General features: G+C 71.6%; 16 protein-coding genes. 1 reads left to right on the plus strand and 15 read right to left on the minus strand.

Annotated elements, in window-relative coordinates; translation table 11 throughout:
- Positions 1-142: 142 nt before the first annotated feature.
- From AC07RV_RS32555 to AC07RV_RS32605, 11 genes are all read right to left on the minus strand, one after another.
- Positions 143-1492, minus strand: coding sequence for an amidase (locus AC07RV_RS32555; protein ID WP_296779938.1), 1350 nt, complete (start codon positions 1490-1492; stop codon positions 143-145).
- Between the two features lie 17 nt (positions 1493-1509).
- Complete coding sequence (locus AC07RV_RS32560; protein ID WP_296779941.1) at positions 1510-2232, minus strand: DUF2848 domain-containing protein; 723 nt, start codon at positions 2230-2232, stop codon at positions 1510-1512.
- Positions 2233-2236: 4 nt separating this feature from the next.
- On the minus strand, positions 2237-3553 hold the full coding sequence (locus AC07RV_RS32565; protein ID WP_296779944.1) for an MFS transporter: 1317 nt from the start codon (positions 3551-3553) through the stop codon (positions 2237-2239).
- 42 nt (positions 3554-3595) lie between these two features.
- Positions 3596-4279 carry a DUF4286 family protein gene (locus tag AC07RV_RS32570; protein ID WP_296779946.1) on the minus strand — a complete coding sequence of 228 codons (684 nt, stop codon included), beginning with the start codon at positions 4277-4279 and terminating at the stop codon, positions 3596-3598.
- Positions 4280-4423: 144 nt separating this feature from the next.
- Positions 4424-5341, minus strand: coding sequence for a LysR family transcriptional regulator (locus AC07RV_RS32575; protein WP_296779949.1), 918 nt, complete (start codon positions 5339-5341; stop codon positions 4424-4426).
- A 65-nt stretch (positions 5342-5406) separates the two neighbouring features.
- The gene (locus tag AC07RV_RS32580; RefSeq protein WP_296779952.1) at positions 5407-6510 is read right to left on the minus strand and encodes a serine hydrolase domain-containing protein; all 1104 of its coding nucleotides are present in this window, start codon (positions 6508-6510) and stop codon (positions 5407-5409) included.
- 92 nt (positions 6511-6602) lie between these two features.
- Positions 6603-7388 (minus strand): citryl-CoA lyase, encoded by a 786-nt coding sequence (locus tag AC07RV_RS32585; protein ID WP_296779955.1) that lies wholly within the window; start codon positions 7386-7388, stop codon positions 6603-6605.
- 10 nt (positions 7389-7398) lie between these two features.
- Positions 7399-8136, minus strand: coding sequence for an SDR family oxidoreductase (locus AC07RV_RS32590; protein ID WP_296779958.1), 738 nt, complete (start codon positions 8134-8136; stop codon positions 7399-7401).
- Positions 8133-9689, minus strand: a complete 1557-nt coding sequence (locus AC07RV_RS32595; RefSeq protein ID WP_296779960.1) for a class I adenylate-forming enzyme family protein — start codon at positions 9687-9689, stop codon at positions 8133-8135. Before AC07RV_RS32595 ends, AC07RV_RS32590 begins: the two co-directional genes overlap by 4 nt.
- A 4-nt stretch (positions 9690-9693) precedes the next feature.
- On the minus strand, positions 9694-10671 hold the full coding sequence (locus AC07RV_RS32600) for a tripartite tricarboxylate transporter substrate binding protein (protein ID WP_256222758.1): 978 nt from the start codon (positions 10669-10671) through the stop codon (positions 9694-9696).
- Between the two features lie 38 nt (positions 10672-10709).
- Complete coding sequence (locus AC07RV_RS32605) at positions 10710-11531, minus strand: SDR family NAD(P)-dependent oxidoreductase (protein ID WP_296779965.1); 822 nt, start codon at positions 11529-11531, stop codon at positions 10710-10712.
- A 69-nt stretch (positions 11532-11600) separates the two neighbouring features.
- Here AC07RV_RS32605 and AC07RV_RS32610 point away from each other — a divergent pair, with 69 nt between their 5' ends.
- Positions 11601-12629 carry a LacI family DNA-binding transcriptional regulator gene (locus AC07RV_RS32610; RefSeq protein WP_261217758.1) on the plus strand — a complete coding sequence of 343 codons (1029 nt, stop codon included), beginning with the start codon at positions 11601-11603 and terminating at the stop codon, positions 12627-12629.
- A gap of 6 nt (positions 12630-12635) precedes the next feature.
- Here the strand turns inward: AC07RV_RS32610 and AC07RV_RS32615 are convergent, their stop codons facing one another.
- The 4 genes from AC07RV_RS32615 to AC07RV_RS32630 all read right to left on the minus strand — a co-directional run bounded on the left by AC07RV_RS32615 (position 12636) and on the right by AC07RV_RS32630 (position 14753).
- The gene (locus AC07RV_RS32615) at positions 12636-13067 is read right to left on the minus strand and encodes a GNAT family N-acetyltransferase (RefSeq protein WP_296779968.1); all 432 of its coding nucleotides are present in this window, start codon (positions 13065-13067) and stop codon (positions 12636-12638) included.
- 4 nt (positions 13068-13071) lie between these two features.
- Positions 13072-13443: a nuclear transport factor 2 family protein gene (locus tag AC07RV_RS32620; protein WP_444814270.1), complete on the minus strand. Its 372-nt coding sequence runs from the start codon at positions 13441-13443 to the stop codon at positions 13072-13074.
- 130 nt (positions 13444-13573) lie between these two features.
- On the minus strand, positions 13574-13921 hold the full coding sequence (locus AC07RV_RS32625; protein WP_093348550.1) for an NIPSNAP family protein: 348 nt from the start codon (positions 13919-13921) through the stop codon (positions 13574-13576).
- A 70-nt stretch (positions 13922-13991) separates the two neighbouring features.
- Positions 13992-14753, minus strand: coding sequence for a putative DNA-mimic protein (locus AC07RV_RS32630; RefSeq protein WP_057596396.1), 762 nt, complete (start codon positions 14751-14753; stop codon positions 13992-13994).
- Between the last annotated feature and the right edge of the window lie 54 nt (positions 14754-14807).

The raw sequence follows: 14807 nt of genomic DNA on the forward strand, positions 1-14807 counted from the left end.
GCCCGTAGCGAAGCGGAGGGACACAGACAGTGGGGTCGCCTTTCTTTGCTTACTTTCTTTGGCGAGACAAAGAAAGTGAGCCGCCCGCCGGGGCGGGACCCGGCCTACGGCCTAAGCAAGGAGAGCAAAGCCAAGAAAAACCTCACCCCACCCGAAGCACGTCCTCCACAGCCAAAGCAACCCCAGCCAACCGCGAGTCATCCCCATTCACCGAAGACAACATCAACCCAACAGGCAACTCCCCAGCCGAATGACAAGGCAAGCTGAACGAACACCCATCCATCAAATTGATCGCAAACGTATTCCGCAACAGCAGTCCGTTCGCCTGGAAGAACGCCGAATCCTCAGCCAGCGAATCAATGGCAGGCGCCACGATAGGCACCGTAGGACAAAGCAACGCATCGAACCCCTCAAGCCGCCCCTCGACCCGCGAGATCCACTCCCGCCGCCGATCCAGCAACGCGATGTAATCGGCAGCCCGCACCTCAGTCCCCAAGGCAATCCGCGCCGCAACCCGAGAATCGAAAGCCTCGCGCTTAGAAGCAAACCGTTCCCGATGCACAGCCGAAGCCTCGATAGGCGACAACCCGCCCGGCGCATTGACCGTCCCGATCTCCGCCAGCTCGCTCAACGCAATCTCCACGATCTGCGCCCCCGCTTTGGACAGCGCCTGCACCGCCCGCTCGAAAGCCCGCGCAACACCGGGTTCGATCGCATCGAACATCAGCGTCTTCGGCACCGCAAGCCGCAACCCTTGCGCCGGCCGGCGCCGCACCACGAGCGGCGCGTCGGCGATCGCGGCGTCGGCGACCAGGCAGTCCTCGACGCTGCGCGCCATCGCGCACACCGTGTCGAGCGAACGCGCGAGTTCGAAGGCGCCGGTGCGCGGCACGCGCGACTGCGTGCTCTTGAAGCCGACGATGCCGCACAGCGCGGCCGGGATGCGGATCGAGCCGCCGGTGTCCGAGCCCAGGCCCGCGACCGCGAGGCCCAGCGCCACCGACACCGCGGCACCCGACGAGGAGCCGCCCGGAATGCGCGCGACCTCGGCGTCGGCCGGGTTGCGCGGCGTGCCGTAGTGCGGGTTGATGCCGACGCCCGAGAACGCGAACTCGGTCATGTTGGTGCGGCCCACGATGGCCGCGCCCTGCGTGCGCAGCCGCGTCACCACGGCCGCGTCGCGCGCGGCCGGAGGCTCGCCGCGGCAGGCGATGGAGCCGGCCAGGGTGGTCTCGCCGGCCACGTCGTAGAGGTCCTTGATCGAAACCGGCAGGCCGGCGAGCGGCGCGGTCTGCACGCCGGCCTTGTGCGCGGCATCGGCATGGCGCGCGGCGGCCAGGGCGGCGTCGGCGTAGAGACGGGTGAAGACGTTCGCGGCCGCGGGCTGCGCGGCGGCGGCTAGCACCTGCTCGATCAGCGCTTCGTGCGTGAGTTCGCCGCGGGCGATGCGAGCGCGCAGCGCGCCGATGGTGGAGTCGTTCTGTGTTGTCATGAAGGAGGACAAGGCGTTCAGGCGATCACGGGCAGGACGCGCACCGCATAGCGGTGGACGATGCGCCGCTGCAGGCGCGCGTCATGCAACTCGATTTCCATCTGCGCGGCGGGGCGAATGGCCTCGCCGCGCGCGTTGGGCAGCGCCGCCAGTGTGCCGCAGGTCATGAAAAGTCCCTCGGGCTCCTTGCCAAGACCCGGCATGCCGTCGCGCAGCGAAGCCAGCGGCCGGATCGCGGCCAGGGTGCCGCGCTGGTAGTCGACCCAGCGGCCGTCCTCGAGGATGCGCGAGCTCAGCTCGATGGCGTCCTGGTGTCCCGCCACGTCGCGCCAGCGCCAGGCCGAGGCGGCCAGCGGCTTGGCGCACATCTGCTTGGAGACGGCGACCGAATAGCTCTCGACCTGGCGGTCGGTGTGGTCCGAGGCCACGCCGAGCCACCACTCGCCCTGCGAGAAGAACAGCAGCGGTTCGGCCTCGCCCGAACTCTGGTCGCCCAGCGCCTCGATCTCGGAAGACTGCGTGAGCAGCAGCGAGGCCATGCGGTAGTACAGCGGCACGCTCGAGGGGCGCGGCACGCCGAGCGCGGCCAGCTCCTCGATGTGGTGCTCGATGGCGGCGCTGTCGCGGCCGGTCCAGCCGGCCACCACCAGCGCACTGGGCGCGACGGCATGCAGCGCGCTGCTGCGGGTGCCATCCTCGGCGATGCTCTCGCAGGCGATGTGCAGGGTGTTGCGCGTCATCGCTTCAGGCCTCCAGCGGTTCGTGCGCGGTCTCGCGCGCCACCAGCAGCGCGACCAGCGTGAGGCACAGCGCGCCGGCCACGTAGAGCGAGACCGCGAGCGTGCTGCCGTAGGACTTGAACAGGCTGGCGATGATCAGCGGCGCGAAGCCGCCGCCGAGGATGCCGGCCAGCGTGTAGGCCAGCGACGAGCCCGCATAGCGCACGCGGTTCGGGAACTGCTCGGTCACGAAGGCGGCCTGCGGGCCGTACATCATGGCGTGGATCACGAGGCCGACCACCACGGCGGCGCAGATCGCGAGCGGCTTGGCGCTGTCCATCAGCACGAAGAACACGAAGGCCCAGACGATGCCGCAGAGCGCGCCGATGATGTAGACGGGACGGCGGCCGATGCGGTCCGACAGGCTGCCGAACCACGGCACCGAGATCGCGTTGCAGGCCGCGCCGATCATGGTCGCGGTCAGCGCCAGCGGCCGCGACAGGTGCAGCACGGTGGTCACGTAGGTAAGGGTGAACACCACCACCAGCGCATAGAGCACGTCGGAGCCGATGCGCGAGCCGCCGGCCACCAGCAGGCGGCGCCAGTGCTGGCCCAGCACTTCCTTGATCGGGGTCTTGGCGGTCTCCTGCTTCTGCTCCATCTCGCGGAACACCGGCGTTTCCTCGACGCCGCGGCGCAGCCACAGGCCGAACAGCACCAGCGCCACGCTCGAGACGAAGGGGATGCGCCAGCCCCAGGACTGGAAGTCCTCGGGGCTGAGCCAGGCCGACACGGCGGCGATGAAGCCGGTGCCGATCAGCGTGCCGGCCGAGGGACCGACCTGCGTGAACGAGGCGTTGCGGCCGCGCTCGTTCGGCTTGCCGTGCTCCATCGACAGCAGCACCGCGCCGGCCCATTCGCCGCCGAGCGCCACGCCCTGCACGAAGCGCAGCGCGACCAGCGCCACCGGTGCCCAGATGCCCCATGTCGCGTAGGTGGGCAGCAGGCCCATGAGGCCGGTCGACACGCCCATGATCACCAGCGTGGCGACCAGCACGAAGCGCCGGCCGAGCCGGTCGCCGAGGTGGCCGAAGACGACGCCGCCGAGCGGGCGCGAGATGTAGCCGACCGCGTAGGTCGAGAAGGCGAGGATGGTGCCGGTCAGCGGATCGAAGGAGGGGAAGAAGATCGCGTTGAAGACCAGCGCCGCCATGATGTTGTAGACGGTGAAGTCGTACCACTCGAGCGTGGTGCCGATGGAGCTGGCCATCGCGAGGCGGCCCATCTTGGCGGGCTTGGCGCCGTGCGCGGCGGACGTGGCCGGGAGAGCGTGTTCGGTCATGAGGATCCTGGAATGAGGAAGAAGGTGAAGGGGGGCGGTGGGTCAGGCCAGCTCGCCGGCGTGCAGCTTCCAGCCGAGCGCGAGCAGCCAGCCGCTCGCGGGATCGGCATCGAGCGCGGCGGCGGCCGTGGCGCGCGCGGCGCGGGCCGCGTCGGCGCCGCTGGCCTCGACCACCAGCATCGGCTGCAGCACGCGGCCTTCGCTGCGCTCGCGCGGCAGCGGCGTGCTCAGCGCGGCATCGGGCTGCAGCAGGAAGGACTGGACGAAGCCCGGCTGTTCGGCGAGGCGGCGGCCGGCCTCGGCGGCGCGTTCGGGGAGCGCGGCGGCATCGCTGGCCACGGCCAGCGGCAGCACCGCGATGTGGCTGCCGCTGCCGAAGCCGGTCACGGCGCGCACCGCGCAGACGCGGCGGATCGGATCGCGCATGCGGTCGAGGTTGGCGATCGACCAGGGCGTCTGGCGCTCGAAGGCGGCGCGGTAGCCGGCCGAGCGGAACACCTCGAGCGAGGCGGTGCGGTACAGGCCGAGGTAGCGGCGGCCGCCTTCGAGTGAGACATAGCGCGCGCCGGAAAGGAAGCCCGGGATGCGCACGCGTTCCTCGACGTGCTCGCGGTCGTACCAGCGGTTGAAGTCGGCCTCGTCGGCCGCGGGATCGACGTCGCAGGCGACGAAGAGCAGGCCGTTCTCGGCGGCGGAAGGTTCGGTGACGGAAGCGGTGGAGGTCATGGCGGCGGAAGCGGGAGCGGGCCTTCGAAAAAAGAAGGCGCGATCTTCCGTCGCGGGGTCAGGCTGTCACAAACGAGTTTTTCTGGGCGACAGCCACAAGAATTACTGGCCCCTCGATGGGGCGCAAATGCGCTGTTTCGAGGGTTAACCCTCTATGGTTCCGCTCCAGATTGGTGCGATCGCCGCGGCCGTGAACTGGTCGGAGGCCCGGCAGGCCAGCTCGGCCACGAGCCGGATGGCATCGGAGTCGGCGGCCTCGAGATGGCTCACCACCAGCCGCTGCGGCGAGATCAGCGCATCGCAGTCGATGATGCGCACGTCGCCGGCCGCCACGTACTCGTAGACCGGCGGCAACGGCACCAGCGCATTGCCGAAGCCGGCCTTCACCAGCCGCGCGAGCGCCGAGATCGAGCTCACGCAATGCACCTTGCCCAGCGGGATGCCCACCGCGCGGTAGAGGTTCTTGAGCGCCTCGTGCGGCTGCGAGCCCGGGCTCATGGTCAGCACCGGCTGGCGCAGCAGCTGCTCCACCGTCTGCGTGCCCTCGGCGCTCATCTGTCCGACCCAGCCCATGGGCATCGGCAGGCAGGGCGTGCTCACGATGCCCGCGCCCGCGATGTGGTCGGTCTGCAGCGCGATGTCGAGCGCGCCCTCGCGCAGGCCGCGGTGCAGCGCCAGCGTGGTCTCGGAGGTGAGCTGCACCTCGATGCCCGGATAGGTGGAGCGCAGGTTGGTGAGGAAGCCCAGCAGCCAGGTGTGGACCACGGTCTCGATCGCGCCGATGCGCACCAGGCCCAGCAGGTCCTCGCGCGGGCGGCCCAGCGAGACGATCTCGCGGCGCAGCTCGAGCAGCCGCTCGCCGTAGTCCATGAGGCGCACGCCGACCGGCGTGAGCCGCAGCTCGCGCGCGTCGCGTTCGAACAGGCGCGCGCCGATGTCTTCCTCGAGCGAGGCGACGCGGTTCGACACGGCCGCCTGCGTGATGTGCAGCCGGTCGCTCGCGGCCCGGAAGCTGCCCAGCCGCGCGGCCCAGAGAAAGGCTTCGACGAATCGTGTGTTCATGCAGGTGTGTCCGCGGGGATTGTGCCGGCAATCGCGCGGCGGCCACCCCGGGACGGCCCGCATGGCTACTTCGCGGCGAGGGGGAGGGTGAGCGCGTCCAGCACCGGCACCACCGCGGCCGCGTCGTTGCTCGCGAGCAGCACCAGCGCCTCGCTGGTGGCTGGCGAGAACGCGAGCAGCGCGCGGTAGCCACCGGTCTGGCCGGTGTGGAAATAGATGCGCCGCTGCGCGCCGCCCGCGGCCGGATCGCGCATGCGCAGCGCATAGCCGACGTCGTACTCGCCCTGCGCCGACAGCGGCTCGCGCAGCCGCTCGGCCGCGGCGCCCAGCGGTCCCGCGCGGCCGGCCATCAAGGCGCGTGCGAACAGGAGCAGGTCAGGCGCGGTGCTGCGCAATGCGCCGGCCGCGGCCAGCGCGCCGAATTCCCAGGGCGAGCGCGCCGCGTGGCCGGCGTAGCCCTGGGGCAGCCGTTTCGCGCGTGCCGCGTCGAGGTGCTGCACCGTGTCCTTCATGCCCAGCGGCACGGCGATGCGCTCGCGCACCAGCTGGTCCCAGGGCTGGCCATAGCGGTCCGACAGCAGCTGCCCGACCAGCGCGATGCCCAGGCTGCCGTAGCGCGGCGCGCAGGGCGGCGACTGCGCGAGCTCGAGCGAGGAGAGCGCCACCATCAGGTGCGCACGCGTGGGCCTGGCGAAGGGATTGGAGTCGGGCCCGGGCGGACGCGCCGGCAGCGCGGGCAGGTTCGGCAGGCAGGCCGTGTGGGTGATGAGCTGGCGCAGCGTGATCGTGGCCACGGGCGGCGGCAGCGTGGCCTTGTCGGCGAGCAGCCGGCCCAGCGTGTCGTCGAGCGAGAAGTCGCCGCGCTCCACGGCCTGCGCGAGCAGCAGGCCGGTGAAGACCTTGCTGATCGAGCCGATCTCGAACACCGGTTGCGCCTCGCCGGGCGCCATCGCCTTCGCCTTGCCGACGTGCCCAGGCCTATTGCGCTGGATCGCGTAGCGCGCCGTGCCGTCGCGCCAGGTGCCCGCGACGATGGTGCCGGGACGGTCGCCGAGGACCCGGGCGGCGAGCGATGCGGGCGGACTGTCGAAGCCGGTGGGTTCGGCATGGCCGACCAGCGGCAGCAGCAGCGCCGACAGCGCGAGGAGGGTGGCGGGAAGATGTCGCATGGCGCGCATCTTCGAAGCGCGCGGGCGCCGCGGCAACGCGCGGCGGCGCCCGCCGCGTCACCGCCGTAACGCGCGTAACGACGGTCCGTGGCTCAGCGCTTGTCGGCGGGCAGCACGTTGCGCGGGTCCTGCCGCAGCACCAGGTCCCAGAGCTGCTGACCGGTCGGCGCGCGCGATTCCTCGCAGACATGCGCGACCAGCCCGGCGGCGCGCCCGACCAGCGCGAGGCCGCGGCCCAGCAGCGGGTCGAGGCCCATGTCGGCGAGCACCGCGCCGTTGGCGCCGGCCGCGTTGAGCGGCAGGTCGCGGCCATGGTCCTCGCGCAGCACCTCGACCAGCGCGAGCGCGAGCCGCCAGTGGCGCCCGAAGTAGCCGTTGGCCTTCGACACGGCCATGAGCGTGGGCACGCGCGGATCGCCGTCGACGTGGATCGGATGCCCGATGCCCGGGATGCTGCGCCTGGCCTGCCGGCGCTCGCGCACCAGCGTGGCCGCGCGTTCGCGCACCTCGGCATCGCTCGCGTCGTCGGTGAGACCCGCGGCGGCCGCGAGCAGCATCTCGCTGACGTTCTGCACCGTGCCGAGGAAGTTCGAGCCCGCGCCCAGCAGGCCCGCGGCCACCGCGCCCTGCAGCGACTCGGGCGCGCCGAGCCAGGTCATGCGCGCGGCGATCGCGCTCGGCGTGAGGCCGTGGTCGGCCGCGGTCACCAGCAGCATGTTGACCATGGCCTTCTCGCGCGGCTCGGGCAGCCGCGCCATCGCGAGCAGCCACAGCATCTCGACGAAGTCGAGCTTGCCGATGATCTCGGTGGCGAGGTTCAGGCCGCGCACGTGGATCGCGTCGGGGGTCGTGTAGCCGATCTCGGTGGTGATCGTCATCGCCTGCTCCTCAGCCCGCCAGGCCCACGGTGATTCCGCCGCAGACGTAGAGCACCTGGCCCGTCATGAACGAGGCCATCGGGTGCATGAAGGCATCGACCGCGTGCGCCACCTCGGCGGGCTCGCCGAAGCGCTGCACCGGAATGCCCTCGGCGATGCGCCGCGTGCGCGGGCTGTCGGCGGGATTCGCGGCCTTGAAGGCCTCGGTGGCGATCGGGCCCGGCGCCACCGCGTTGACCGTGATGCCCTGCGCCGCGAGCTCGAGCGCCCAGGTGCGCGTGAGCGCGTTGAGCGCGCCCTTGGCGGCCGAGTAGCCGCTGCGCAGCTCCTTGCCGAGCGCGGCGCGGCTCGTGATGTTGACGATGCGCCCGCCGCCGGCCGCGCGCATCGCGGGCAGCACGGCCTGCACGCACTGCAGCGCGGCGCGCGCGGTCACGCCGATCTGCAGGTCGAAGTCGTCGAGCGAGGTGGTCTCCAGCGGTGCCGGGCGGATCGCGGCCACGTTGTTCACCAGGCCGGTGAAGCGGTGGCGGCCGCAGGCTTCGGCGAGCGCGGCGGCGAGCGCCTCGCGGTCGCCCATGTCCACGCGCAGGTGCGCGCCGCTGCGCGCGTCGGGCGGCGGCTGGAGGTCGAGGCTGGTGACCTGCCAGCCGCTCTCGATGAGGCGGCGGCAGATCGCGAGGCCGATGCCCGAGGAGCCCCCGGTGACGAGGACGTGGCGGTCGGTGCTTGGCGGGGTCGGGTTCATGGCGTGGCGTGATGCGGTGGGGAGGTCTCGCTGCCGGCGCCCATGCGCCGCAGCACTTCGATGCGTGCGTCCTTCTTCGAGGCCTTGCCGTTCGCGGTGCGCGGCAGCGCGTCGAAGAAGTGCACCGCCTTCGGCGTCTTGACGGGATCGAGCCGCTCGCGCACCCAGGCGACGAGCTCGGCGGCCTCGCAGGCCGCGCCCTCGCGCAGCTGCACCGCGGCATGCACGGCCTTGCCCCACTTGTCGTCGTCGATGCCGATCACCACGCAGTCGTAGACGGCCGGATGGCGGCCCAGCACGTTCTCCACGTCGGTCGGGTAGACGTTGAAGCCGCCGGTGATGATCAGGTCGCGGATGCGGTCCTTGAGGAACAGGAAGCCGCGCTCGTCGAGGTAGCCGCCGTCGCCGGTGCGCAGCCAGCCGTCGTGGAAGGCCTCGGCGGTCTTCTCGGGCTGCTTCCAGTAGCCCGACATCACGAGGTCGCCGCGTACCACCACCTCGCCGCCCTGGCCCGGCGGCAGCAGCGCGCCGGCCGGGTCCATGATCGCGACCTCGGTCATCAGCGCGGCGCGGCCCACCGACTCGAGGTTGCGCGGATCGAGCGCGTCCTCCACCGGCATGTAGGAGATGATGGCCGGCGCCTCGGTCTGGCCGTAGCCGGTCTCGACATGGCCGAACACCTGCTGCGCCTCCACGATCTTCGCGCTGCGCATCGGCGCCGCGGCATAGACGAAGTGGCGCAGCGCGCGCCAGTCGCGCCCGCGCGCGGTCGGGTCCTCGAGCAGGCTGTAGATCAGCGTGGGCGGCATGAAGACCGCGGTCACGCGGTCGTGCTCGAGCTGGTCGAGCACCTCGCGCGGCCTGGTCGAGCGCGGCAGCAGCACCGTGCCGCCGCTGCCGAGCACCGGCAGCAGGAAGGTCGAGGTGCCGTGCGTGATCGAGGCCACCGCGAGGTAGCGCTCGTCGGCGTCGAGCCGCATCGCCTGCATGATCGAGACGATGGTGGTGTTCCACGCGCGGTAGCTCTGCATCACGCCCTTGGGCGCGCCGGTGGTGCCGCCGGTGAACTTGATCGCCTGGATCTCGGCGAGGTCGTGGCGCACCGGCGCGGGCCGGCTGCCCGCGTGCGCGGCCAGCAGCGCCGAGAGTTCGCAACCGGTGGGCGCCGTGCCGAGCGCGCCCGGCCGGTAGACCACGCGCGGCGCGCCGGTGGCCTCGAGCTTGGGCGCCTGCTCGTGCTCGGCGATCACCAGCGCGGCCTCGGTGAAGTCGACGATGCGGCACAGCTCGTCGGCGCCGGCGCGCGGATTGAGCGGCACCCAGATGCGGCCCGCGAGCAGGGTCGCGAACAGCGACACCACGTGCGCGAGGTGGTTGCCCGCGCAGATCGCGATGCGCCCGCGCGGATCGGGCACCAGCGCCTGGAACGCGGCGGCCAGCGCCTCGGTGTGGGCCAGCAACTCGGCGTAACTCAGCGTGCCCTCGGGGCCCGAGAGCGCGATCTTGTCGGGATGGCGGCGCGCGGCGCGCAGCAGGAAATCGATCGGCCGCATCCGCTCACTCCGCCTTCGCGCCCGAGACGCGCACGATCTCGGCCCACTTGTCGTACTCCTTGCGCACGAACTGGTCGAAGGCCGGCTGCGGCATCGGCAGGATGTCGGCGCCGAGGTCGCGGTAGCGCGCCTTCACGCGCTCGCTGCGCAGCGCCTTGTCGACCTCGTCGTGCAGCCGCGCCACCACCGGCGCGGGCACGCCGGCCGGAACGAACAGGCCCGACCAGGCGGTGGACTCGTAGCCCGCGAGGCCGGCCTCGGCCATGGTCGGCACCTCGGGCAAGAGCGGCGAGCGCTGCGCGCCGGTCACGGCCAGCGCGCGCAGCGAGCCCTTGGCGATGTGCGGCAGCGAGGTCGGCAGGTTGTCGAACATCAGGTCGATCTGGCCGCCGATCAGGTCGGTCAGCGCGGCCGCGCCGCCGCGGTAGGGCACGTGCAGGATGCTCACGTGCGCGAGGTGCTTGTAGAGCTCGCCCGACAGGTGGATGCTGCTGCCGTTGCCCGAGGAGCCCATCGTGAGCTTGCCCGGCGAGCGCTTCGCGAGCGCCGTGAGCTCGGCCACGGTCTTGGCGGGCAGCGCCGGGTTCACCACCAGCACGTTGGGCACCGAGCCCACCATCGCCACCGGCACGAAGGCCTTGCGCGTGTCGTAGGGCAGGTTGCCGTAGAGCGTGGGATTGATGGCGTGCGTGCCGACGGTGCCGAGCATCAGCGTGTAGCCGTCGGCCGGCGCGTTGGCGACCTCGCGCGCGCCGATGTTGCCGCCGGCGCCGGGACGGTTGTCCACGATCACCGGCTGGCCCAGCGCTTGCGCGAGCTCGGTGCCCACGAGGCGCGCGAACAGGTCGGCCGCGCCGCCGGGCGGGAAGGGCACGACCAGGCGCAGCGGCTTGGCGGGCCAGGCCGGTGTCTGCGCCATGGCACCGGTGGCGAGGGCGGCCAGCGCGAGGGCGCCGGCGCCCAGGAGGGAACGTCGTTTCAAGGCTTGTCTCCGGAAGCGGGGAAAAAGAAAGAGAAGGCTCAGGCCGCAGCGCCGGGTGCGCGCGCGATGCCGTGGCGCAGGCCGCCGTCCACCGGCAGCTCGGCGGCATTGATGTAGGCGGCTTCGTCCGAGAGCAGGAAGCAGACGGCGTTGGCGATGTCCCAGGCGCTGCCCTGGCGGCCGAAGGGCAGCGGCCCGCTCGCGCGGCCCGGGCGCGCGGCGCTGGCGGCGCGGCCCATGGGCGTGTCGATCAGGCCCGCGCGCACGATGTTGGCGCGGATGTCGCGTGCATGGCCCTCGAGCGCGACGGCGCGGCACAGCGCCGACAGCGCGGCCTTCGAGCTCTCGTAGGCCGGGTTGCGGCCCGCGGGCATCAGCGCGGCCAGCGAGGAGACGAACACGATCGCGCCGCCGTGCTGCATGGCGGGCAGCGCCGCCTGCGCGCACAGCAGGTGGCCGCGCAGGTTCACGCCGAGGATCGCGTCCCAGCTCTCGGGCGTGACCTCGGCCAGCGGCCGGCGGTCGCTGATGCCGGCGTTGAGCACCAGCGCATCGAGCACGATGCCGCCCTCGGCCAGCGTGGCGAACAGCGCGCGCACCTGGGCCGGGTCGCCGATGTCGGCGGCCAGGGCCAGGTGCCGCGCACCCGGTGCCTGCGCCTCGAGCGCGGCCACCGTGTGTTGCGCGGCCTCGAGGTCGCGGTCGGCGCAGGCCACGCGCGCGCCGCGCTGCGCGAGCCGCAGGCAGATCGCGCGGCCGTTGCCCACGAGTTGGGGATCGCCGCCGGCGGCCTGGCCGCCACCCACCACCAGCACCGTGCGGCCGGCGAAATCGCGCCTTGTTTCTGAGAACGTTTCCATATCGATTCCAAGGTTAAAGTGAGCGCCCGGGAGGCCGCAATCCATGGAACGTTTGCATAAGGGAAAACTATGAGCCGAACGCCCAGCCAGGCGGTCTCGCTGCGCGACGTGGCGCGCGCCGCCGAGACCTCGGTAGCCACCGTCTCGCGCGTGCTCAACCACAGCGGCTACGTCAGCGCCGAGGTGCGCAAGCGCGTCGAGAAGGCCGCGCAGGGCATCGGCTACGTGCCCAACTTCAGCGCGCGGCACCTGAAGACCGGGCGCAGCAAGGCGATCGGCTTCATGGTCTCGAACATGGCCAATCCCTTTCTCTCGGCCTTCTTCGCGGCGGTCGAGGCGCGGCTGCAGTCCGAGGGTTTTTCGGTGCTGGTCGGCAGCACCTTCGACCAGCCGCAGCGCGAGGCGCAGCTGCTGCACCTGTTCGAGAACCGCCGGCTCGAGGGCGTGTTCGTCTCGCCGAGCCGCGAGGACCTGCCCGCGGCGCAGGACGCCTTCGCGCGCTGCAAGCTGCCGCTGGTGGTGCTCGACCGCGAGACCGGCTTCGAGGCCGACGCGGTCTGCCAGGACCACCGCCAGGGCGTGGCCACGGCGGTCGACTACCTGGTGTCGCTGGGCCACCGGCGCATCGCGCTGTTCGGCCCCAATCCCGCGATCCGGCCCGGGCGCGAGAAGCTGCTCGGCTACCGCGACGGCCTGCGGCGCGCGGGCCTCGGCTACGACGAGGCGCTGGTGTGCATGCTGAGCTCGGCCATCGAGTCGTCGGCCGCCCAGATGGACGCGATGCTCGCGCTCGCGGCGCCGCCCACCGCGCTGATCGCGCTCGGCACGCGGCTGCTGTCGGGCGCGCTGCGCAGCGCGCGTGAGCGCGGCCTGCGCATCCCGGCGCAGCTGTCGGTGGTGGGCATCGGCACCGACGACGCCTTCGCGCTGATGGACCCGCCGCTGACCACCTTGCGCTTCGACATCGAGGGCGCCGCGCATGCCGCGGCCGAACTGATGCTCGAGCGGGTGGAAGGGCGCGCGCCCGAGGCGCGGCGCAGCGTGCACGTGCCGCTGGCGCTCACCATCGGCGCCTCGTGCGCGGCGCCCGCGCGCTGAGCGGCCTCAGTCCTCTTCGACCAGGCCGCGCGCGATGGCGAGCGGCTCGTCGCGGAAGATCGCCATCGCGGTCTTCATGCGCCGGAAACCGAGCTTGCGATAGAACGGCTCCTTGCCGGCCACCGCGTACAGGATGATCTTCTTGTGGCCGCGCGAGCGCTCGACCAGTTGGGCGACGATCTCGCGGCCCAGGCCGGTGCCCTGGCGCTCGGGGTGCACCGCCACGTCGCAGATGTAGGAGCAGTCGAGGCCGTCGGCCAGCGCGCGGCCCGCGCCGACCAGCCGGCCGTCCTCATAGACCAGGCACTTGAAGAGGCTGGCGGCATACACCTGCTGGAGGCTCTCGGGCGGCTTGTGGCCCAGCGGCGCGATCTCGTAGAGCCGCGACAGCTCGTCCCAGTCGACCGCGTCGATCGCGTGGCGCCACTCGAGGGCCATGGGCTCAGGCGGCGTAGAAGAATTCCTCGCGCACGATCTTGCCGTCTTCCACCGTGTAGAGCGCCATCTCCTCCATGGTGAAGCGCTCGCCGCTGGTCTTGAAGGTGGCGTCGATCTTGAAGCCGACGATGAAGCGGTCGTCGTGCGGCCACGGGCCCGCGACGATCATGCCGTGCACCTCGTGGTTCGAGGTCCACCATTCGCCCTTGCCGCGGATCGCCTCGATGCCGCGCACCTCGCGCGCCATGTCGGGCGGGCCGCCGGCCTCGACGCTCACCGCGTCGCTCGCATAGAGCGTCAGCGCCTCCTCGTAGGCGCCCTGGCGGCACAGCTCGACGAGCGTGTTGGCGATTTCCATCGTGTCCATCGTGGTCATGGGTAGCGGCCTTTCTGCGGATCGCAGCAACGGGGTTGGGGGGAATGGGAACGGCTGGAGTCAGTGTAGGCCGCCGGCCGCGCGGCGCCCATCGGGAAAGACCGGGAATGACAAGCGCGCCGGGCCGGACTCAGTCCGGCGCGTTGAGCGCGCGCATGCTGTCCACCGCCTCCTCCGAGGCCCAGAGCAGCGTGTTGAGGTAGGTCTCGATGCGGTCCACCAGCGCGGCGCGCGGGCCCTCGCGCCATTCGGTCGAGCCGTAGAAGGCCGACTGCTCGGCCTCGAGCGCCTCGCGGCTCGCATAGGCGCGCACGAGGTGATAGCTCTCTTCCTCGTGGTCGCCGCGGCCGTAGCTCACCACGTCCATGCCCCTCGCGCGCAGCATGGGCACGGCGCGCGCGTGCATGGCCTCGTGGAAGGCCTCGAGGGTGCCGGGCTTGAGGCGGTAGGTGCGGATTTCGAGCAGTCGCCGGGTCATGAAGAGGTCCTTCCTGGATACCGGCCACCGTTGTACCGCGTGCCGCGCCGGCGAGCCAGCGCGGCGTGCTTCAGCAGAACACGATCGCCGTGCGGTGCGCGATGCTCAGCCGCGCCGCCTCGTACAGCAGCAGCCAGGCCGCGTACTCGCGGTAGAGGCCGTTGTCGTCCTCGATCAGCGCGTCGATGCGCTCGGCCTCCTCGTCGCCGAGCTTGCCGTTGTTCAGGTGGATGCCCAGCGCGGGCGCCACGTAGACCAGTTCCTCGAGCAGGCGGTACGAGGAGCCGAGCATGCCGCCGGGCAGGCCCAGGGCTTCGTCGTCCTCCTCGTCCTCTTCCTCGTCCTCGATGTCGTCTTCCTCGGGGCCGCGCGAGAGGTCGACGTCCTCGTCGTCCTCTTCCTCGTCCTCTTCCTCGGCTTCATCGTCCTCGTCGCGCTCGTCGAACAGCACTTCCTTGAAGTCCACCGGCACGTAGAAGCCCTCGGCATCCGAGTGGCACAGCAGGTGGCTGTCCTCGCTGTCGAGCAGGGTCTGGATCTTCGGGTCGGCCGTGGGATCGACGTCGTCGGCTAGCGGCGTGGCCACCCAGTCGGGCGCGAGCACGCGGTGCGCGTAGGCGCGGCGCAGGTAGTGGATGAAGGAGTAGGGGAAGCTCTCGATCGAGGCGCGCGAGTCGAACTCGATCGCCTCGCGCGGCTCGGTGTGCGGCGGCAGGCCGGCGGCCGCCAGCACGCGGTTGACTTCCGCCAGATCTTCCTCGAACGCCTCGGCGCCCTCGGGATCGTCTTCGAGCAGCTCGGCAAGCATGCCGACGCAGATGGCCAGGCCCATGGATCACTCCTCGTGGTTCGTGGCGGCGATGGTGACGAACCCAGATGAAGGCGG

The sequence above is a fragment of the Variovorax sp. GW821-FHT09B01 genome (genome assembly GCF_059418345.1).